16 protein-coding genes and 2 pseudogenes are annotated in these 21,431 nt (G+C 34.3%); all 18 read right to left on the bottom strand.

Features of this window, described 5'->3' with window-relative positions:
- Positions 1-254: 254 nt before the first annotated feature.
- The 18 genes and pseudogenes from FHP05_RS05080 to essC all read right to left on the bottom strand — a co-directional run bounded on the left by FHP05_RS05080 (position 255) and on the right by essC (position 21,415).
- Positions 255-2,528 (bottom strand): LPXTG cell wall anchor domain-containing protein, encoded by a 2,274-nt coding sequence (locus FHP05_RS05080; RefSeq protein WP_147666156.1) that lies wholly within the window; start codon positions 2,526-2,528, stop codon positions 255-257.
- A gap of 907 nt (positions 2,529-3,435) precedes the next feature.
- Positions 3,436-3,942, bottom strand: a complete 507-nt coding sequence (locus FHP05_RS05075) for a hypothetical protein (protein ID WP_191126256.1) — start codon at positions 3,940-3,942, stop codon at positions 3,436-3,438.
- Between the two features lie 165 nt (positions 3,943-4,107).
- Entirely contained in the window at positions 4,108-4,653 is a 546-nt protein-coding gene (locus tag FHP05_RS05070) for a hypothetical protein (protein WP_147666154.1), read from the bottom strand.
- A 201-nt stretch (positions 4,654-4,854) separates the two neighbouring features.
- Complete coding sequence (locus FHP05_RS05065; RefSeq protein ID WP_147666153.1) at positions 4,855-5,412, bottom strand: hypothetical protein; 558 nt, start codon at positions 5,410-5,412, stop codon at positions 4,855-4,857.
- Positions 5,413-5,610: 198 nt separating this feature from the next.
- Positions 5,611-5,964: a tRNA-Val4 gene (locus tag FHP05_RS05060; protein WP_147666152.1), complete on the bottom strand. Its 354-nt coding sequence runs from the start codon at positions 5,962-5,964 to the stop codon at positions 5,611-5,613.
- 106 nt (positions 5,965-6,070) lie between these two features.
- Positions 6,071-6,226 carry an EndoU domain-containing protein gene (locus FHP05_RS15515; protein ID WP_230973931.1) on the bottom strand — a complete coding sequence of 52 codons (156 nt, stop codon included), beginning with the start codon at positions 6,224-6,226 and terminating at the stop codon, positions 6,071-6,073.
- A 76-nt stretch (positions 6,227-6,302) separates the two neighbouring features.
- A pseudogene (locus tag FHP05_RS05050) lies at positions 6,303-7,450 on the bottom strand (suppressor of fused domain protein).
- Between the two features lie 172 nt (positions 7,451-7,622).
- Positions 7,623-7,952 (bottom strand): tRNA-Val4, encoded by a 330-nt coding sequence (locus FHP05_RS05045; protein ID WP_147666151.1) that lies wholly within the window; start codon positions 7,950-7,952, stop codon positions 7,623-7,625.
- Positions 7,953-8,037: 85 nt separating this feature from the next.
- Positions 8,038-8,700, bottom strand: coding sequence for a DUF443 family protein (locus tag FHP05_RS05040; protein WP_147666150.1), 663 nt, complete (start codon positions 8,698-8,700; stop codon positions 8,038-8,040).
- Positions 8,701-8,871: 171 nt separating this feature from the next.
- Positions 8,872-9,210, bottom strand: coding sequence for a tRNA-Val4 (locus FHP05_RS05035; RefSeq protein ID WP_147666149.1), 339 nt, complete (start codon positions 9,208-9,210; stop codon positions 8,872-8,874).
- Positions 9,211-9,466: 256 nt separating this feature from the next.
- Positions 9,467-9,742, bottom strand: coding sequence for a hypothetical protein (locus FHP05_RS05030; RefSeq protein WP_147666148.1), 276 nt, complete (start codon positions 9,740-9,742; stop codon positions 9,467-9,469).
- Between the two features lie 125 nt (positions 9,743-9,867).
- Positions 9,868-10,185, bottom strand: coding sequence for a tRNA-Val4 (locus FHP05_RS05025; protein WP_147666147.1), 318 nt, complete (start codon positions 10,183-10,185; stop codon positions 9,868-9,870).
- A 229-nt stretch (positions 10,186-10,414) separates the two neighbouring features.
- A pseudogene (locus tag FHP05_RS05020) lies at positions 10,415-10,839 on the bottom strand (T7SS effector LXG polymorphic toxin).
- A 160-nt stretch (positions 10,840-10,999) separates the two neighbouring features.
- Positions 11,000-11,458: a DUF600 domain-containing protein gene (locus FHP05_RS05010; RefSeq protein ID WP_147666145.1), complete on the bottom strand. Its 459-nt coding sequence runs from the start codon at positions 11,456-11,458 to the stop codon at positions 11,000-11,002.
- Between the two features lie 14 nt (positions 11,459-11,472).
- Positions 11,473-13,311 (bottom strand): T7SS effector LXG polymorphic toxin, encoded by a 1,839-nt coding sequence (locus FHP05_RS05005; protein WP_191126242.1) that lies wholly within the window; start codon positions 13,309-13,311, stop codon positions 11,473-11,475.
- A gap of 160 nt (positions 13,312-13,471) precedes the next feature.
- Positions 13,472-13,921 (bottom strand): type VII secretion protein EssA, encoded by a 450-nt coding sequence (gene essA / locus FHP05_RS05000; RefSeq protein ID WP_147666143.1) that lies wholly within the window; start codon positions 13,919-13,921, stop codon positions 13,472-13,474.
- A complete protein-coding gene (esaA, locus tag FHP05_RS04995; protein WP_147666142.1) occupies positions 13,902-16,961 on the bottom strand; it encodes a type VII secretion protein EsaA in 3,060 nt (1,019 codons plus the stop codon). The genes essA and esaA overlap by 20 nt, the downstream gene beginning before the upstream one ends.
- Positions 16,958-21,415: a type VII secretion protein EssC gene (gene essC, locus FHP05_RS04990; RefSeq protein ID WP_147666141.1), complete on the bottom strand. Its 4,458-nt coding sequence runs from the start codon at positions 21,413-21,415 to the stop codon at positions 16,958-16,960. The genes esaA and essC overlap by 4 nt, the downstream gene beginning before the upstream one ends.
- Between the last annotated feature and the right edge of the window lie 16 nt (positions 21,416-21,431).

Raw genomic sequence — 21,431 nt, 5'->3', positions numbered from 1 at the left:
CTCCAGTGAGCTGGAGTTCTTTTTTATTGGATTGGGTGCTGGAGTGCTGGGGGCCGCGGATGTACGCTTAACAGCCAGTAGTCGAAGCAAAAAAAGCATTTCTACTTAATAAAAGTAGAAATGCCTTACTTTATAGTAGATTTTCCACTAAAGCTGAAAATCATCTGTTATTAATAATTTTTGATAAGTAAAACTAAACCAAAGTTATAACCGAAATGAGGCTATAACTTTGGTTTTTGAAGTTTACAGATCTATTAAACTCTTTTTCTTCTAAATAGCATCAGTACTCCACCAGATAGTGCTAACATGCTACCGATTAAAATATACGTAAACATGCTTGTTGCTGTGTTTGGTAGAGTTGCTCCATCACCGTTCCAAGTATCATTGTCATCGGAATCTCCTGGCGCTGGAGTATTAGAGTCATCTTTCGGGTCTTCTGTGTCTTTTGGTTCGTCAGAGTCTTTCGGATCTTCTTTTCCTGGATCTTCTGGATTCTCAGGGTCTTTTGGATCCTCTTTTCCTGGGTCTTCTGGATTCTCAGGGTCTTTTGGATCCTCTTTTCCTGGGTCTTCTGGATCTTCAGGGTCTTTTGGATCCTCTTTTCCTGGGTCTTCCGGATTCTCAGGGTCTTTTGGATCCTCTTTTCCTGGATCTTCTGGATCTTCGCCTGGTTCACCTGGTTCACCTGGTTCTTCTGGTTCTTCAGGGTCTTTCGGGTCTTCCGGTTCCTCTGGATCTACCGGATCACCTTCATAGTTTACAATTTCAAATGGAACTTCGATTTCTTCAACGACTTCTTCTCCATTTTTATACAATGTAACAATTACTTTTAGTCCTCTTAGATCCTCTATAGAATCACTGCTTTCACCAAAAGCCGTGAAAAATCCTTGATTCCACTGTGTACCTTTTACAGTATCTAGATTGATAAGAGCTGTATTTCCGTCCCATTCAATGTCAAGGTTACCACTGCCTCCATTGCCTTCGTCTAGGAAGTCTTTCAAGGAATCAGGAATTTCTCCACCTTCATAGCTCTCTGGTTCATGAATTTTGATGTTTTCAGGTACTTTGAATTCAACTTTCACTTGGTCCACATCTTCAATTGTTAAGTTTTGTGAAGTGAAAGCAAAGCGCAATCCAAATAGGTTCTCTTCTAGATCTGGGAAGTCTTTGACAATTTGACTTTCTGCATCAAATGTCCAAGCAACATCCATATCAGATAGGTCAATGTTTACATTTCCTTCCATTTTCCCTAATGGATAATAGCCACTATCGTCAATTTGATATACATTAATTGTTGAAGATTTTACTACTTCATTTGTTTTTCCAATCACAGGAATTTGATAGGAAATACCTTCTTCCTTACCTGCTTGTAGTGCTGGAATTTTAACAGTATATTCTACTGTTCCATCTTCTAGCTGAATCGGTTTCAGGTCACTTGGTGTGTCTTCATTTTGAATAACAACAATATCTTCTGGAAGAGTGAACCCTACATATGTTTCACCTAAATCAACATCCATATTGTTCTTGGCATTAATATTTAAGTCAAGCATGTAGTAGTGCTTTTCAGCGTCAAATGCTGCTTTACCACTAATTGATCCTTCCACATCCATTGTTGGTGTTTCTTTCATGACGGAAAAGTCAATATTTCTTTGACTTTTAATTTGACCAAGATCTTCATATGTCATGCTTTCTACATCAACATTAAATAGATATAGATTTAAGTTCGGATTGTTTTCTTCCGGCACTCCTAATAGAGGAATTTTCGGATAAACATGTTTGGAGTCAGGCATTTCCGTAACATCTGGAATCCTAACTGCTAATCCATTACTTCCATCATAAAGTTTTACTGGAACAACTCCACCCGGTACTTCCTCTACATCCGGAACAAATACGCCATCTGGTAGAGCAAAAGCTACCCATTTCTGAGTTAGAACTTGATTTCCAGAGAAATTTGAAAGACCTGCTTGTAAATCAAGTACGTAATATCCTTTATTAAAATCAAAAGTGATTTTTCCGTTAGCTGATCCATGAATTTTGTCTAAATCCAAATCTTCATCAGCTTGTTCTTCAGAAGCTTCCTCTTCAACTTCCTGCTCGTCTTCGGTAACTTCCTCTTCTTCTGAGGATGCTTCTTCTTCCGTTACTACGGATTCTTCATCTTGTTGTTCTGCATCTTCTTGGTGGTTATCTGTTTTATCATTGTTGTTGGATGAATCAGCCTCTTCGTCTTGAGTAGCTGTTTCAACTTCCTTTTCTGCATCAGTATCAGCGTCTTCTTCCTTAGATCCTTCATTAGAATCTACAGAATCCACTTCTTCTTTAACTGATTCTTCCTTATCAGTAGAAGCGTCATCTTGATCAGCTTGTTTGTCAACATCCGCTTTTTCTACTGAAACATTGGCATCATCGGATAATTCATTTTTCTCTTGTGCTTTTGCTTCATTCTGACTAGTTTCTGCCGCGAAGGCGAATGTCGGATAGAATGCAAGCATAAGAGCAATACCGATAATCGACAACTTTTTCTTCATTTAACCACTCCTTCTTTTCACTAACTTTCTAATATCCAACACATAATAACTCGATAAACAAGATGTTAATCTATGTATTCGAATATTCTGGAGCGTTGGACAAGTAGTGAATTAATAGTACATTAAGAAGTTTAACCAATGACAGAATATTCAACAAGAGGCTGTAGACCTATGCAAATAGGCTTAATTAATTTCAAATAAATGTAAAATTCAGTAATTTAATAGGAATATATAGTTCGATAGTTTCAATTTATTTACTACATCAATATGACTTCCTATAAACGAAAACTTAATATTCCCTTTACTAGGTAAAAGGTTTCATATATTTAATAGTTAGGTATTATTAAATACTTGTAAATTTATTGAGCCTATGAGGGGGCGTGGGATTGATTAGCTGAGATTCGTTACCGTTTTTGACACTAAATGGCGGGCGCGGGCACGATTGAGCTGGATTCGTTACCGTTTTTGACTCTAAATGGCAGGAACGGGAACGATTAGTTCGTATTCGTTACCGTTTTGACGCTAAATGGCAGGAACGGGAACGATTAGTTCGTATTCGTTACCGTTTTTGACACTAAACAGCAGACATGGGCACGATTAGATCGTATTCGTTACCATTTTGACTCTAAATGGCAGGAGCGGGCACGATTAGATCAGATTCGTTACCGTTTTGACTCTAAACAGCAGACACGGGCACGATTAAGCTGGATTCGTTACCGTTTTGACGCTAAATGGCAGGAGCGGGCACGATTAGATCGTATTCGTTACCAATTTGACGCTAAATGGCAGGAGCGGGCACGATTAGTTCGTATTCGTTACTCTCTTTGGAAATTTACGGTATCCTCAGCCAAGATCATATCTAATTTTTCCTTTCCGTCCATTTACAAGCTGCATCAGTAATTAGTGTTTAAAAGGTACACCAGAAAACGTGATTTTCTACAGGTTGGAAATTGGATGTTTCTATGAAATTAAGTGATATATCTGTTTGATTTGTTCCAACATATTCATTTTCATCGACATTATAATATTGAATGACCTCTACCTTATAATCACCATTTTTAATGTCTATTTTATAATTCGAGCAATTTTCATCAGGTACTTTTTCATGTTTGAATTGAGCAGCCATCGTAAGACAGTCGTAGTCAACTAAAAATAATTGATTATTTGTTACTTTTAGATAACCTATCACCCTTCGAAAACAATTCGAAATGTTTTCATCAGCACCAATTTTTACGTTAATATTCCAGGAATGTTCAATACCTTCTTCCGTCATTTGAAAGACTAAAAGATTTCCCTTCTTCGTCTCATAACCAAAATGTTTTAAGAGAATATCCAAATCCCAATCTTCATCCACAAAAGAACGATATTCTTCAACATTCGCTACCCCAATAAAGTTGGTATCACCAAATTTCATACAATACTTCATACTTCTTCATCTCCCTATATTTTATTATATTTTATTTTTTCAAAAAATAATATCCAAAGAGAATACACTATTTTATAAACAAGAGGATGACCGACACTTTTAAATCTCATCTATAGTTTTTCTTTCAAAGCTCAGTCAGATGCCCTGGGCAATTCATTCTCGATGTAATAATTCACCTTTCTTTGAATAAGCTTTATAAGTTACCGTATCTGAAAAAGGTTTTGTGCTGTATGTATAGTATAAACTTGATTGTTCACCAGGAATTTTTCCTAATTCAATCTCATTGTTGGCTTTATCAATAGCAACCATCTTATAAACTTTTTTATTATTTGTAGTAATTAAAATAAGGTGTAGTTGTTTATCTCCTTCGAATTGAAGCAATTCTTCTCTTGCCTTAAATGGGTTAGTTGTAGGATGAGAAATGTTAATCATGTCAGTAATAGCCCAACCCAAATATCCTTTAGAGACAGAATTGACTTGATATCCATTTTTCAGTTGATTAAATGCCAATACTTCCCCTTTGGCAATATCAGTTAACAACGCAACTTCTCCATCTTCGTCTTTTAATGCATCTGAAGCTGTCGGATTAACAATGTATCCCTTCCAAATAAAATTGTAAATGATTGCAACAAAAATGATAGTTAATAATCCCTTGATATACGTTTTTATTTTAGACTTTTTTCGTTCACTTTTATTCATTAAATTTTAATTCACCCCTTTCATTATGTCTATTTCCGGTGTAAACGAAATAATTAAAAGTGATTTTTCATCATTCTAAATCTAGATGTGGAAGGATAAGGTGTGATAATTAGGGGGATTTACTCTAGTACTGTTCTGGGGGTGGATTGTCCAGTATATCTGCAACTCCCGATTACTTCATTTGCAAGTTCTCCTGGAAGTTTAATCATCATCTTTTCTCATTTTCATTATTCTATCTCCACTATCATCATATTCTTTAACCCACTGAACATTATACTTTTCCATCAATTCTTTTCTTTTCTCATATACTATTTCATATTTATCTTCTAATGCTTTATCGTAAATTTCGAATCGATTAAACATCTCATTAATTTCAGTTTTATTTCCGTCATTCAATATTTTTGCTTGTTCTTGAAAAATTTCATATCCGAATGTTTCAGCTTCTATCTGTAATAGATTTAATGCTTCTATTTCATTACTGTCCAACTCAATTTCTTTGAGATATTCTAATATTTCATTATGTGAAGGCAATATTTCTTCATTAAGCAGATTAGCAATCGCTTCTTCATTATCTTCCATCGCAAATGCTGTATACATAGGAATTTTAGAACTGATTTTTGCATCTTTCATCTTTTGTACTTTTATCCAATCATTATTATGATATTCAATCAATTCCTTTGCTACCTCATCCTTATTCATACAGCCCGATATAAGTAAAATCAAGGTTATACCTGTTAAAAAACAATATATTTTTTTCATCATATCCCCCTCTCAACAACTTCATTTCAACCTTAGAATCATTAAAGAATATTATAATACATAAAACGAACTTAGGGGTAATCCCTCTGTTTTCTGATTGTTATAATTACTTCTTTGAAAATCCTTTATCTCTTTATCCTTCAGCCTTTTGCACATTTTAAAAGCATTCGAAAATAACGTTTCCAATGCTTTTTTTAATTAATGTTCCTCATCTTCATTGATAAAACGTATAGGCAATTTTTCTTTCCAAACTAATATAAGTTTACGGAATTCCTCCGTCTCCATATACTGTTCTGGGGGTGGATTATCTAATATATCTGCAAGCGAAACAGATGTTACATCTGGTTTAATGACTACTGTTGGGGCATTAAAAAGTATTTCGAATTCATCATGTGTGCCATTCATTACTTGATCAACAATACTAATAAATTCATCTGCTCTTTCTTCTGTTGCAATCAGCTCAATAAAATCAGAAAATAATGCTACTTCTTCAGGTAGTTTTATTAATAATCGTCCTGAGGGAGTTCGAGTAAAAGAATATGAATAACTCATTTATTAATCACCTCATATATTATTTTTTATAAATAGGAAAAGCAGTTGATATTATACCATCCTCATCCAGGTACATTTGTATATCTATACCTCTAGGTGTGTTCCTTCATACTTTATGTCTTTTGTTCTCAGACGCTTCTTTAACTGCCTTAAGAACATCCACTCTATCCCAATGTTGTGGAAAGAAACTAGAAGCTGTCTTTTTCTTCTTCCCTACCTCATAAACGCCATTCTTGTCTGGTGCTGTTTCAGTCCCTGGAATAATCCTTCCGTTAGCTAACGGGCTCGAAAACTACAGTAAAAGTATCATAACGTTTGGATCCAGAGATGATTTTAATTTATATACCTGCATTCATTCGATGTAAGTTCAGTACATCTGAAATCCCTTTCTCATTCATTTTTTTAAGCAGATAATCATATCCTTTTTCCAGTGCAAGATTCCTTTCTTCTTCATAAATGGGAATAAGCGTATACATGCGTATATTTCTCTGTTTAATATTGATATTTGATAGTTCAGATTCCTTAGGACGACATACCATCATACATGATAATTTTGTGTTTTCTGCAAATGGTTGAGGTGGTTCTCCATTTGGAAGAATAACACCTTCTTCAATCCATCCATCATAAATATGGGGAATATGAGCTACTTTTCTTAACCAAGCTATTGGCCAAAATTTTTTTCATCGTTCATACTTTCTTTCTCAATTTCCCAGTTTAAAGGCAATTTTAGTAACAACTCTGCATATTTGTAAACACTATCCTCTTTGGAATAATCCATGGGCCTATCACTCATCCCAGTAGTTACCAGAGTTATAAAGTTTTTATTGTTTGATGGTGGGATTATATGAATATTAATTGCTACTCTACTACCAGGAATATGTTCACTTATGCTATTTTTAATAGAACCAAAACTATTAGTCACATGCTTTAGAATTACATCATGATGTTCTTGATTACTGTTATTTTCTTCCTCCATAGTTATAGAAGTCTTTTTATGATTTTCTAACAATTTAGCAATTTCCTCTTCTCCTTGTTCCCGTGTAAAAGTTAATGCATCAACATTCTTTTTAGAACTTCCATTATATGTAACGTCAATATTAATTCCATTATCAATTAGTATTTTTGCAACTTCAATATGTCCATTCCTAATTGCACCAAATAAAGGGTTTTTTTCCGGTTCACTAACATCCATAACAGCACTAGAAGAGAATAAAAATTTTACGATATCAGCATGTCCTGCAGAAGCAGCTTCATTCAATGCTCCACCACCGTAAACCCCACCTGATTTATTAACATCTAAACCAAGCTCTACTAATTTTTTGGCTATTGCTAATTCCCCTCTAGAGGCTGCTACATGAAGCCACGTTCCAAATGGGGTCATCATATTTAATCTCTCGCTATTAGAATCAATTAAATAAACTACTTTTTCAATATCGCTTTCTTTTATAGCAGAACGAATTTCTTTTGCAATATGTTTACTATCCATCATCTTTTTACTCCCTCCTTATTGCAATATCTCGGATCAAAATCATATATCATTCATATTTGTTGTCCCTCTTTCACCAATTTTTTGAGTCTTTCCATTTCCGTTCTTAAACACAACATGGTGTGCGGGGGGCATACATATCAGCTGATAATTAAGGAGAGTTCCTTAGTTTTTAATGATTAAAATTCCTTTCTTTCCAAACTAATATAAGCTTACGAAATTCCTCTGTTTCCATATATTCATCTGGTGGTGGTTCATCCAATATATCTGCAAGTGATACAGAAGTTATATGTGGTCCGATAACAACTGTTGGGGCATTAAAAAATATTTCGTATTCATCATGTGTGCCATCTATAACTTTATCTATAATGTTAATAAATTCATCTGCTTCTTCTTTCAATGCAATTTGCTCGATAAAATCAGAGAACATATCAACTTCTTCTGGGAGTTTGATTCTCAATGTTCCTAAAGGGTCTTTATAAAAACTAAAACTATATTTCATTTTTTCTATCACTTCCTTTTATTCATTTCTTCGTTCCTTCATCCAGTTAAAAATTACCTTCATTATTTTTTATCCTTTTGTCGTCCTAAATAACAGGATTCTTTTTCTTGAACCTCACTCGAGTTGTTCCAGGCATCACTGTCAATACGTTTGCCAGTAATAAAAGGAACAGAAAAATTAAAGTATATATTAACAACAAGATGTTTTTATATTTAAAATAGGCATAGAAACCAAATGTTATTAATAATAAACCTATAAAATATACAATAATATAAACAAAAAAATATATTATACCTTTAGGCCATATCCATAACTTTCTTTTTTGTAATTTTTCGGGATTAGCAATTTTATATAGATTTCTCTGGTTTATTTTACTTATATATAATCGCAATGAAATAAGAAGTAGTGCTGAAATTAAAAATATCATAAAGGTAACTACCGGAATAGTATTAAGATCAAAATAGTCTGATATGGACTCTAGCATTCTAGCCAATAGAACTGTCATTCCGATTCCAAATATATTAACATAACTCGCTTTTGTCTGTTTTACTGTTGGACCCTTTATTTGCTTTAAAATGTGCTGATTACTTATTTTATAAATCGTATGCGGAATTAACCAATAGGCAAATGGAATAAAAAGCACCCATACAGGACGATCTACATCAATCAGATAATCCTCATCATTAATAGTTAGAATTTTATATCTGAACCGCATGCTCATTGCTGTATAACTTACCTCGCACTTCAACTAATCACTCCACCCCCAATAAGAGCCCCTCCAGCAGAATTTGACACATCTACAAACGTTAGAAATGATGCCGCCCTATTTTGTTTTTAACTTCTGCAATCCATTGATTGAAAACATCATCCGGTAATAGAGTAATAAAACGTTTCAAACGCTTATATACTAATGAGTTCCTTACCTATTAGGACTTCGTTCAGGTAATTTTTCCTTCCAAATCAATATTAGTTTCCGAAATTCTTTTGTTTCTATTGTTTGTTCAAATGGCGGATCGATTAAAAATTCATTAAATACAGTTGTAAAATCAGGTTTGATGACAACTGTTGGGGCATTAAAAAATATTTCGTATTCATCATGTGTGCCGTCTATAACTTTATCGATAATATCAACAAATTCATCTACTCTTTCTTCTAATGCTATTTGCTCGATAAAATCAGAGAACAACTCTATTTCTTTTGGTAATTCAATCATTAAAAAGCCATGAGGCCCTCTCTTGAAAGAATAAGGATATTTCATTTCACTCTCACCCCTATTTATCGTATTTAGGATAAGTTGTAGCAATTGTTCCATCTTTATCTGGCGAAGTTTCAGTCCCTAGAATAATCTCTCCCATAATTATTCATTTGGAAAACCACTCCGATTCATGTTCATGTGAACTTACAAATTTCGACAAAATTCGGGAAGTGACAGGCACCCTACAACCATTTAATTTATTACTTTGAACATCGTAATGTAATTTCATTTCAGTCGGCATTTTACGTTTAAAATCTTTTCATTTATTATGGAGTGCTTCTAAATTATTAATCCCAAAATCTAATAATGCTTCTTGTCTATCTATTGATGTATCAATCTCATTTAAAATGGTATTTAATTTATGTTTACGATAAACATTATTTTCTATTACAAAGAAAACATTAAATACATATACATTTGACTCATAAGAACAATAAATATAAATATCATTTGCTTTATGTTTTACATATTCCAAACAAACTGCTACCATATTCGCTTGTAGTTCTGAGAAATAATCTTCAAATACTTTAGGCATCTTTATCCACCCTTTCCACTTAACGCATCATCTATCCTGCAAAATCGCTAACTGCCCATTTCCTAGGCACATAAATTCCCTTGTGTGCTATTCTTTTCGACAAAATTCGGGAAGTGACAGGCACCCTACAGACTTTCCTTCCAAATCAATATTAGTTTCCGAAATTCTTTTGTTTCTATTTTTTGTTCAAATGGCGGATCGATTAAAAATTCATTAAATACAGTTGTAAAATCGGGTTTGATGGTAACTGTTGGTGCATTAAAAAATATCTCGTATTCATCATGTGTGCCGTCTATAACTTTATCGATAATATCAATAAATTCATCTGCTTCTTCTTCCAATGCAATTTGCTCGATAAAATCAGAGAACAACTCTATTTCTTTCGGTAATTCAATCATTAAAAAACCATGAGGCCCTCTCTTGAAAGAATAAGGATATTTCATTTCACTCTCACTTCCCCATATTCAGTTCTTCGTTCCCTCACTCAGTTAAAAATTACCTTCATTATTCTTTATCCTTTTGTCGCTCTAAATAACATGATTCTTTTTCTTGAAGCTCCTCTACTCCCCTCAAACCAATTTCATTTTCACTAATTTTATCAATATAATAGTTAAGGTAAAGACCCAAATCATTCCTACTAAAACTAATAATCATTCCCTCTTTTCTTTTTTCTTACTCATATGTAAAATCTCTATCATATGCTTCAACATAAACAGTATTCTCATCTTTAAACTTTAGTGCCTCACTGATAACAGAAGAACCATAAGGCTCTCCCTTTGGTTCACCGTCTTTGTATCCCGCAGTAGGTACCCAATAATCACCAATTAAATCTTCTTCGGTTACTTTGGCATTACAACCAATAAGTAATAGTGCTATAAAAGGGGTAATGAAGTACTTTACTTTACATATTCCTATCACTCCTTCCAGACCACTTTTTCCGTCGTTTTCTAGAAAATCTTGGCTGATGTAGCAATTGGAATTTGGCTCAAATGTTTCCACCACTTCTTTTAATTCGGTCAATGTATGTTGATAGTCTATTAAAGACTGATGGAAAAAATAAAGAAAGGCTGGTGGCAATCATCATAAAATGCCCGGATTGCTTCACCACCCTTTCCACTTAACGCATCATCTATCCTGCAAAATCGCTAATTGCCCATTTCCCAGGCACATAAGTTCCCTCGTGTGCTATTCTTTTCGACAAAATTCGGGAAGTGACAGGCACCCTACAAACTTTTTCAAAACAAGGTCTTGTTTTAATTACCCTTCTATTTTGTTTTTAACTTCTTCAATCCATTGATTGAAAACATCATCCGGTAGTAAAGTTTCGTCATTTGAATAGATTAATTCATATTTATATTTAGCTTTTAAATGATTTTGTTTTACATTGTAATGTAACTTTATTTCTGTTGGCATATCCCAGTGAAACTTTTTACATATCTTATGAATTTTTTTCAAATTATCAATTCCTATATCCATGGCTTTAAATTGTCGTTCTTGTGATATATCAAATGCATACTTAGAGCTGTTCATTTCGTTAACTTGATGTTTTTCTAAGATTGTTTCATTAATATTATAGAAAAAATCAAAAGCATACATGTTTGGTTCATAAGAACAATATATATATATATCATTAGCTCGATTATCAATATATTCCGAGCAAATTAATACCATATCTGTTTGTAATTCTGAAAGATAGTCTTCAAACTCCTTTGTCATATAGAATACTCCCTTCAATTGTCTATGTTTCTAAAATACGCTTTTCCATCTATCATATATTTTATATCAAAACTTTCAGGCCTCAATCTCGCTCCATCATAATTCACATCAACGTTTACTGTAACATGCTTTCCATCTTTTATTGCATCAGCCCATTGATTTTCTATTTTTTTATAATGACTTAGGTTAACTTCACTTAATTGGGAAACCAAATTATCAAGATCAGGTGATCCACCGAATCGGTCTCCTGCTAAATGCCCAGCGTGATCACCAGGTTGTTTACCAGGAGTATTTGGATTGTGGGATAATCTATTTTCTCTATCTGTTAATTTTAAGTCCTCTGCAACCCATTCTTTTATTCTACCAAACTGGTCTGTTTTGTATAAATAATCAAATTCTCCTGCTCGATAGGTAATATTTGGCTTTAGCTTTGTTTTCTTTTTATCAAGAAAATGCTTGGAGAACATCATCAATTGTTCTTTCAAATTCATACCATCAACAACATTATAAGGAACTGGTCCCGCTGGTGCGAATTGGTATCGCGGGGCATAAGGAAACAAATTTGATAAGTTCACATTTTTTACATGTTTCCCAGCATTTCTAGCAGCTGTTTTTGTTGTCGCAACACCTGCCTTTGTGGCAGTTCCTGCTCCTTTTGTACCGACAATTGTTCCTAATGCGTAAGTTACCCAATGGGCTCGGCTTTCTGCATCCCCGTTAATCATATCACGTTTATATGAATCAGAAATTGCTTGAGCAATGTACTTACCTGTATCGATTGGGTGACTAGCCGCTTGATATAGTGATTCAGCTGTTCCTTCAGGATCTGTAATCATATCATAGATTCCTACAACTGTGTCTTTACCGACATCATATATTCCCAATCCTGCACCTTTCAGCGTTCTTCCAACCGTTGCAGTTCCTCCTTTAATCTTATCCCAAATAGAGGATTCCACTTTTTCATCCATTTTTTCATCTTTATATACGATTGTTTTTAAAAGGTTAGCATAGTCTTTTCTGTCTATTTCGCCATTTTTCAGAGCATGAAAGGCCTGTTCTAATATAACTTTTTCGTCTTTTACTAAATCTCCTAATACATTAGCATGCATCTTCTCAATCTCAGACATCGGCAACTTCTCGAAATCATCACCGTATAGTCCCAATATCGTTTCCTGATTCTTGTTATAAATACTGTCTTGAATCATTTGAAATGATTCAAGTCCTTGGATTGCTTTTACATTGAAGTTTCGAATCGACAAATCTCCACTCTGGAACTTCGATTCAATCTCTGTCAAATAATTCAACATCGTATCTAAGTCTTGCTTCGTTTGTTCGAGTTGGGAAACGCCATATTCATCTAGGATGTTTAATTCTTCCACAATATGGTCTGCTTTTTCTTTCCCACGCTGAACATTATCCACTACTTCGGATTCATCTATTTTTTCAATGGAAACGATGTCTTGGACACTACCAATGATACTATTTGCCTCGGATGTAAAGTCAATCGCCGTTGTTTTCACATCATCCAGGCCACTTTTTACATCGTTTTCTAGAAACTCCTGACTAACGTAGCCATTTGCATTTGGTTCAAATGTTTCCACCGCTTCTTTTAATTCGGTCAATGTATGTTGATAGTCTGTTAGCGATTGATGTAAGAAGATAAGAAAAGGCTGGTGGAAATCATTATAAAACGACCGGATAGCTTCACCGCCCTTTCCACTTAACGCATCATCTAATCCTGCAAAATCACGGACTGCTCGTTGTACTGCAGAAATCTGACCTTGTAGATTGTCAATATCTTTTAACGTATCATCTATACCAGATTGTAAAACATCAACATCTAGGACTTTCAATGAAAGCACCTCCTACTAGATAAAAAACTATTCTTCAATTCACCTATTTTATCTCAGCATATTTTCTGGATTGCCCAGGCACATTATTCTTTTCGACAAAATTCGGGAAATGACAGGCACCGCCCTGCACTGCACAGGCACCGCCCTGCACACCCAAACCCTAGAACAATTTTCGACAAAATACGGGAAGTGCCAGGCACCCTACAACCACTAGCCCGGTTAGGGTGTAAAGTAGGTAGGGTGTGGTGTTTGTAATTTGCTCTTCTTCGTCTTTTAGTGGTGTTTCTTGGACTTGGTTTGTGAAGAGTCCTATTTTTTCTAATTTTGCTGTGATGACGTTTGTTTCTTCTTTTGATGTTGTTAGAAATAGCATTTCTTTCATTTCATCCGTGTCTGATTGATTATTACGTTCAAATGTTAGTTCTTGCTGATTTTCGGAAATCTGTTCCTTTTTATTTATGCGATCCCGTAAATTAATATTTAATTCCACATCTTTTTTTTGGTATATATTTGGTTCTGGTTTTTCCACATCATCAGGAGCTGCAGCATCTACAAATCCGGAACCACAAAGGATGAAAATGAATAGAAAACTAAGCAGAAATTTCTTCATCCTGATCTACCTTTTCATGTTTATTTGTCAATATTTGATAGGTATATACAAATACAGAAACTAGAATCACAATTAATGCTAGTAAACTTACAGCGGCTAGGTAAGGTGTATTTGTATTATATTGTAAACCGATATATACATCTGCAATTGGATTATTAAATTGGAATTCTGGAACTGCAATATTTAATAACGGTGTTACGGAAAAGATGATAACTCCAATACTTGCTAACCAACCTACAAATGTATGAATAAAAAATCCTCCACGGACAATATTGGATATCGCAAACAATAATAATAATGTCAAGATGGTCCATTTAATGGTTTGAGCATCATTTAAATGATAGAGATTGATACTATAAACACTAATAATTAGCCCGATTGCTAAGTTCAACATGATAAATAAGCCACTTTGTGCGTAATAATTCATTTTGGAATAATAATTACTTATTGAACCTACAAGTAAGCCACTAATTAAAATGATGAGTAACATCACAACAGGTGGTATTCTCTCTTCCTTCTTTGACATTACCTTTCCATCTACTTTTCCTTCTACATTAACCGGATTTGATAAATAGTTATATACTAAAGGATTTGATTGTCCATCTACAATCGTATTGCCTAAAACTTCATATACATCGTCATGGACTTTCTTTGTTGCAGAGACATTCTGTTCCCATCTATTATTTAAGTCATCGGATTCCTTCTGAACATCGCCTACTTTTACTTGTAATTCAGTGGTTGATTGGATCATAGTATCTTGATTTTCATCTAGTGAACTGACAAGTTGTGCTAACTGTTCAAATGATGACTGTGAGATGTTATGAATATTTACAGGTACATGCTCATCCACATACTGTAATGCAGGAGATTCTTCCCATTCGAATGTTTCTGCATTATCCTCACTTAATCCGGCTAGAACATTCTCCACTTCTTCTGTTAATCCGTTTAATAATGTATTCATTTGTTCTTTATTACCTTCTAAACTTTCACTGTATTGTTCTAAAGACTTTTCTGCATCTTGGACAAGTGAGGAGAAGTTTTTCACTCGGTTCTGATTTTCCTTTTCCGAATCAATATCAAACGGAATTCCTAATATACCTCGAATATTCTTTTCAAATGCTTTATTCTCTCGATACCATTCCATCATATTGTAATGCGTATCCCCGATTTTTTCATTGGATCTTATAATGTCTTGAATGAGCTCTCTATCAACTTCTAGCTTTTGTTCTAAAACGACGTGATGTTCTGTCAAACTCTCAGCATAATCGATTAAATGTTCGATCGATCTATTTTCTGAAATTTTATTTACCTTTTCAAATTCTAAAACAAATCTATCGTATTCATCCTTATTGAATCGTTTGTAGAAGTTTAATATTTTTCTTTGTAAGTCACTAACTTTTCGATTTAATTTTCCTTTTGTTTTGTCCTTATTTCGTTGTAGATCTTCATTAATCTTTAGCAAATCAGCGGCGTAATTTTTCCAGTTAGCCACTGTTTCTTCTGTGTCATAATTTTCTATGAGCGTTTTTAGTTCATTTTCTGCTAGTTGATACTGATTTAATAAAGGCTGCCAATCTTCCTCATACCCTGTGGTTCCTTCTCCACTTTGTCCTTCACCTTCACCATTTCTCACTTGAACTTCTGTTTCATCTCCAGGTTCTTCTCCTGGTGGATCTTCAGGTTTCTCTTCTGGATTTTCCCCCGGTTCTTCAGGTTCCCCCGGTTCTTCTGGTACTTCGGGCTGATCTATTGGTTGATCAACAGGCTCTAATTTCCTTTTTAATCTATCGATTTCCTTACCCAAATGTTTGAAAGACCTCTCTAATTCACGGAATGAAAGTGCATTTCCATCCTCAGGTTCTACTGGGACAATAAATTCAGCTTCCTGGTTCGCTTCTAATATCTCATTTATTGAACTGTCCAAAGCTTCCGTGGATTCATCTAAATTCTTTGCAAAGGAACGATTCAAATATTCTTCACTAAAGTTCACAACAATGTCTTCTAAATGTTTTTGTTGCTGATCAAAAATTTTATCTGTATTGGTTGACCACTGTTTAATATTGGTTTTGCTTTTCTGAATGGTTCCTCTCATATCACCAAAATAGGATTGAAATGCATGATTATATGCCATATTTTGGGCAGCATGATCACCCAGTGCCGTATTGAGGTCTTGAATTCCCGCTTTCATCAATTGGTCATTCAGTTGAATTCCTTTATGAATAATTTCTTTGTTTTCTACTAAAAACTCATGAAGTGATTGTTGTTGTGTTTGCTGTGCTTCCTTATATTTACCTAATGCTTCAGCGAAAAGATTCATTTCCTTTTCTGCTTCCATACCCATGTCTATATTTCCTTTAGACACTTCGTTAATATTGTCCGTCTGATTTAAAATTGATTCTAGGACCTTTTTATGTTGTCCAATTTCTTCAGCCATCTTTTTGGAAGATGGTGCATAAAAAGAGTACATTGCATTTTGGAAGGCAATTTCCTTTTCTAAAATACTATCAAAATGCTCGCGGATATTTTTTATCTCTTCTGAAACATAATTCCAATATATAGTTGACATGTTTTCGCTAATAATATTTTCGGCATTAGCCATTTCTCGATGTATTCGTTGACGGTTTTTAGCATCTAAATACGGTTGAATGACATAATTGAGATTAGCCTTGTCCGGATTTTCCTCTTTAAAGGACATGACTCTTTCTGTAAAGTCCGAAGTTATATACACAACTGCATCATATGTTCTATCATTGAAACCCTGTTCTGCTGTACTTCTTTGAACCACTGTCCAATTATAATCTTTTTCTTCCTTTTCATTCAGTAGAATTGGAATTTCATTTCCTAATAATACTTCTTCACTACTCATCACAATACCGTTATCTTCATTAACTACCGCTATATCTCTAGTACCTTTCTTCTCCTCAGCATCTGATACGTTCACATTAGTTGGCTGACTATCGACATAGCGAAATAATAACAATGGGATAACTAAAATAATCAGAAGTTTCATCATTAAACCTATTGTTTTCTTCGTCTTCATATTGTACTACTCACCCTTTCTAGGTTATATTCGGGGATTAAAATTTTTCTATCAGAATTATTTAAGACATAATATGCGAACCCTTGTTTTAATTCAGATTCATTGCGAACATACGGTAAATGTACAAAGGATTGATCAGACTTTCTCATCAACAAGATGACCTGTTTGATTTGTTTCATCTGTGATGTTAATGGATCAAAACCTTTTGCGACATCATTCGCTGAACCAGTTACGACAAAACAAAAACCAAGATGTGTTTTATTTTTTATCATATGAATTAATTTGGTTTCATCTGCCTTATTTATGTTCTGTTTAAAATAACCAACCTCATCAACCATCAACATCAGTGGTGGGAACTTCAATACAGCATCTCTTTTTCCACTTATTACTTCGCGGTATGCATTATCCCTTCTTTCTAGCTCTTCTTCTACATCCTCTATCCACTTACTGAATTTATCTTTTGTTTCTATATAATCTATCTGTTTTTCATCTGAATAATCAGAAAGTGTATGTTGAATCGAATCAAAAAGTCCAATTTTCGTTTCGGGATTTGTAAGCATTTGATGAATGATTAATTGAAGGATATTCGTTTTTCCTTTCCCAGCATCCCCCATTACAATTAGCTGTTTATGCTTGTCAAAATCAATATAGACTGGTTGTACACTTCCTTCATCGAGACCAATAGCAAATTTAGTTAGTGTTTGCTTTAATTCGTACTTCTTCGTAAATGTAATGAAATTCAATTTGTTAGGAAGCATCGGAATAGAAAATGGCTTTTTCGCATCTTGATAACGTGCTTGTAACACTTCCACCTCATGCTTCATATTTTCTAACATTTCTACATCTGTTTGTCCTTCAATTGGTAAAACAATCTGAGAAAGAAATGCATCCTCTTTCTTTATATAAGCCCTACCTGGTATGGCTTCAATTTCGTACGGTGTCTTTCCAATGATGACCGTTTTCTCACCTGCATCCATTAAATAATGAAGGATTCTTGTTTTTAAGTTCCCCATTAACGCATGTTTGACTGCGCCATTTCGAGTTGCACTTAATATTAAATATATTCCTAATGACTGGCCATCACGAGACAACTGTATAAACTCACTTTCCAAATCAATCATTTCGTCTCTAATAATGTCGAAGTTATCAACAGTAACAAAGATGATTGGAAGTTTTTCAGGTGCAATCTCATTATATAAAGCAATATTATTGACGACATATTCTTGAAAAAGCTCTTTTCTCTTATTCATTTCTTTATGAATCATGTTAAAGAACTTCTCTATTTTTCTTAGATCATCTGTTTGAAAATAATCACCTGTATGTGGTAAATTTTTCAAAGGAAGTAGTGCCCCATTACCAAAATCAAATATATAGAACTGATATTTCTCAGGTGAGTATTTTCTCGCCATAGACAATAAAATAGTAAGGATGGTCATCGATTTACCATATCCTGCTGAACCAAATATCCCAATATTTCCATCTTCCACCGCTTTGTAAAGATACTGATTTTGTTGCTGTAGTTCTGGTTCATCTGTTAAAGCGATCATGAATTGATTTGGCTGATTGATTTTATCCTCTTTTGCAATTATTCGATTCGGTAATGGTGGTAACCATGGACTTGGAACCTTTTTGATTTGAAGTTCGTCCGTGACTTTAGCAATCTCTTCAACTACTACGTCTATTTCTGTCTCTTTTGACTTTCGAGTATCATCTTCTGTAGCTACCTCGGATAGTGGTACAAACCCTAAGTCTGTCACTAAAGCTACTTCATCTTCTGTAGAAACAATATTCTTCTCATATGGTGCACCACTCCAAGCTGACTGAAATAATTCATATACTTCATTATTTCCAACTTGTAAATATCCACGTCCGGTGACAGTGATATGTGCTGCATCACCGTTTTTCAGTATTTCTTTACTATCGCTTTCATCCTGTACTTTCAGTGCTACCTTAAAACGGGAGTTCGACCAAATCTGATTATCAATAATCCCACCTGGTTTTTGTGTTGCTAGGATTAAGTGAACACCTAAACTTCTTCCAATACGAGCAGCACTTACTAATTCCTTAATAAATTCTGGCTCTTCACTTTTCAATTCAGCAAACTCATCCGAAATTAAAAACAAATGCGGAAGAGGCTCATTTGCGACATTCTCTTTATATAAATCCATATAATCATTTATATGATTCACTTCGAATTGGTCAAAGAGTCGTTGTCGATGTTTTAATTCACTTTTGATTGATTCTAGAGCACGTTTGGAAAAGTTTTTACTTCCTTCAATATTCGTTATCGTTCCAAGTAAGTGTGGAATATTTTTAAATGGTTGAGCCATGCCTCCCCCTTTATAGTCAATAAGTAAAAATGCAACTTCATAAGGGTGGAAATGAACGGCTAATGATAAGATATATGTTTGTAAAAACTCACTCTTCCCCGAACCAGTTGTTCCAGCTAATAAACCATGGGGACCATGTGCCTTTTCATGTAAATTTAAATAAACAAGATCATCCTTACTCTTTAATCCGATTGGTACAGCAAGTGACTTAGATGATTTGTTTTCTGCCCATTTTTTCTGGATTTCCAATTCTTTTACTTCATCTGTTTCAAACAACTCCATAAATGTTACTTTATCTGGAATAGAATCACTCATCCCTAATTCATGATTTAGAGAAAATAGTGTACGAGCAAATGATTCATTTCCAGTTGTTGTGTGCGGGTCTAATTCAAATGGCGTATGTTTAGCCTTATGGTTTTGGATCAGTATATCACCATGTTTGTCATCATTATATCGGACAAGGGTATTTATATTTTCAGAAAGGCTTTCCTTTCTATCTGCTGCAAAAATGGTTGTAATCCCTATTTCCTCTTGGTCTCCACTTTCTAAAAATGACAAAATAGAGTGCTCTGATATTAATTGACGATTCGTGATGATAAAAACAAAATGTGGAATAAAACGCTTTTTATCCTTTTCTTCATCAAGTTCTCTTTCCTTCAATAATTCAAAAATGGATGAAAGTAATTGGTCCCTTGTTTGCTCATTATAAATAAGTCCTCTTGCATAAACATGTGGCAAACGAAAGTGTGGCAACCATTTAACCCATTCCCATTCTTCATATTCATCCTCATTAAATATGGCGACAAACCGTACATCATGATAACTATGGAAAAAGGCTAACTGTCCGATAATCTGTCTAATCTCCCGCTTAACAATTGTTTCCTTACCGATCATACCTGTTGAACCTGTAAATAAGTCAATCGTTAATGGAACATTTTTCACCTCTTTAAAATGTCTAATAAGTTCTTGCGATTTTTCTAGTAAATCATCTAATTCTCGATTCGTCATTTCCGTCCGTTGAGATGATACGTCATAACTTGCAGGTACCGTAGCTCTACCTACCCGAATATGTAAAAAGTCATGACTCGTTATGGTACGTTCCCATATTTGATCACTTATCTCACTTGTTAAATACTTCATCCTTTCAAATGAAGGAAAATGATAGTACAGTACATCACGTTGTTTATCGTATAGCTTTTGGAGTTCCATTTGTTTATCTTTTAAGTATTTCGTATATAATTCTTTACGTTTTATGTTTTTTTCTTTTACCCTTTTTCTTTCTTTAAAGTATTGTACGGAAGATGTGATAATTGTCATTGTAAAAATAGCAATCGACATTAAAATAAAGATACCTCGGGGGCGAATCATTGTAATAACCCCCATTACAATCAACATCACTAAGGGCGGTAAAACCATAATCCATAAACCCCGTTGATTGTTTTCCGCTTCTCTATCAGGAAATGAGAAGTTCACTTTCTCCTCTGGTAAATCATAAATCATTCGCGGTGTTCGCCGGTAATTAGGATACTTTTCTTTTAACACAGATGTTGGTAATTTAACGGGAGATAAAGGGAGTTTAGAAGCTTTATTTCCCTTCACCATCATGACATCATTTTCAATTAGAACCATCGTTGCTGATGGATAATACACCACATCCCCAAGTTGTAATTCGTACATATCCTTCATTTGGTGACCATTAATATAAATTTCCTTATGATTTGGTTGTAAAATCCACTGATCCTTCACTTTGATTAAGGAAAAACATGTGCTCTTATGGTCTTCACTGTGATTAGCCACAGGAATATGTATCTCCGTCTGATTACCTAAATAATAATGTTTTTCCTTCTGTGGTGATACATCTAAAAGAAATTTAAACAAAGACGCATCTATTTTTACTTCTAAAGGTGTTTGATCTTGAACTTCCCCCAATACATTTCCTTCATAAGTAATTTGTAATCGTCTTTCATTATCAATGGTTTGAATGCTTATAGCTGAGTCTAAAGGAAATGATCTCAATGAAATCGTATGTTTTAGATTATTTCCAATTGTAATTTCCTCTTGATCCTCTATGGACAGTGGATGACAGTAACATAACTGATCATAATAAATCCATAATATACTCATGATTGTCACTTCCTAT

Source organism: Cerasibacillus terrae (assembly GCF_008039555.1).
Taxonomy (GTDB): Bacteria; Bacillota; Bacilli; order Bacillales; family Amphibacillaceae; genus Cerasibacillus; species Cerasibacillus terrae.
This window is presented reverse-complemented; position numbering and strand designations above follow the sequence as displayed.

What these genes read in the sequence shown, in the direction of transcription:
- FHP05_RS05080 (WP_147666156.1), bottom strand. Translation starts at nt 2,528, where the DNA reads ATGAAGAAAAAGTTGTCGATTATCGGTATTGCTCTTATGCTTGCATTC.
- FHP05_RS05075 (WP_191126256.1), bottom strand. Translation starts at nt 3,942, where the DNA reads ATGAAATTTGGTGATACCAACTTTATTGGGGTAGCGAATGTTGAAGAA.
- FHP05_RS05070 (WP_147666154.1), bottom strand. Translation starts at nt 4,653, where the DNA reads ATGAATAAAAGTGAACGAAAAAAGTCTAAAATAAAAACGTATATCAAG.
- FHP05_RS05065 (WP_147666153.1), bottom strand. Translation starts at nt 5,412, where the DNA reads ATGAAAAAAATATATTGTTTTTTAACAGGTATAACCTTGATTTTACTT.
- FHP05_RS05060 (WP_147666152.1), bottom strand. Translation starts at nt 5,964, where the DNA reads ATGAGTTATTCATATTCTTTTACTCGAACTCCCTCAGGACGATTATTA.
- FHP05_RS05045 (WP_147666151.1), bottom strand. Translation starts at nt 7,952, where the DNA reads ATGAAATATAGTTTTAGTTTTTATAAAGACCCTTTAGGAACATTGAGA.
- FHP05_RS05035 (WP_147666149.1), bottom strand. Translation starts at nt 9,210, where the DNA reads ATGAAATATCCTTATTCTTTCAAGAGAGGGCCTCATGGCTTTTTAATG.
- FHP05_RS05030 (WP_147666148.1), bottom strand. Translation starts at nt 9,742, where the DNA reads ATGCCTAAAGTATTTGAAGATTATTTCTCAGAACTACAAGCGAATATG.
- FHP05_RS05025 (WP_147666147.1), bottom strand. Translation starts at nt 10,185, where the DNA reads ATGAAATATCCTTATTCTTTCAAGAGAGGGCCTCATGGTTTTTTAATG.
- FHP05_RS05010 (WP_147666145.1), bottom strand. Translation starts at nt 11,458, where the DNA reads ATGACAAAGGAGTTTGAAGACTATCTTTCAGAATTACAAACAGATATG.
- essA (WP_147666143.1), bottom strand. Translation starts at nt 13,921, where the DNA reads ATGAAGAAATTTCTGCTTAGTTTTCTATTCATTTTCATCCTTTGTGGT.
- esaA (WP_147666142.1), bottom strand. Translation starts at nt 16,961, where the DNA reads ATGAAGACGAAGAAAACAATAGGTTTAATGATGAAACTTCTGATTATT.
- essC (WP_147666141.1), bottom strand. Translation starts at nt 21,415, where the DNA reads ATGAGTATATTATGGATTTATTATGATCAGTTATGTTACTGTCATCCA.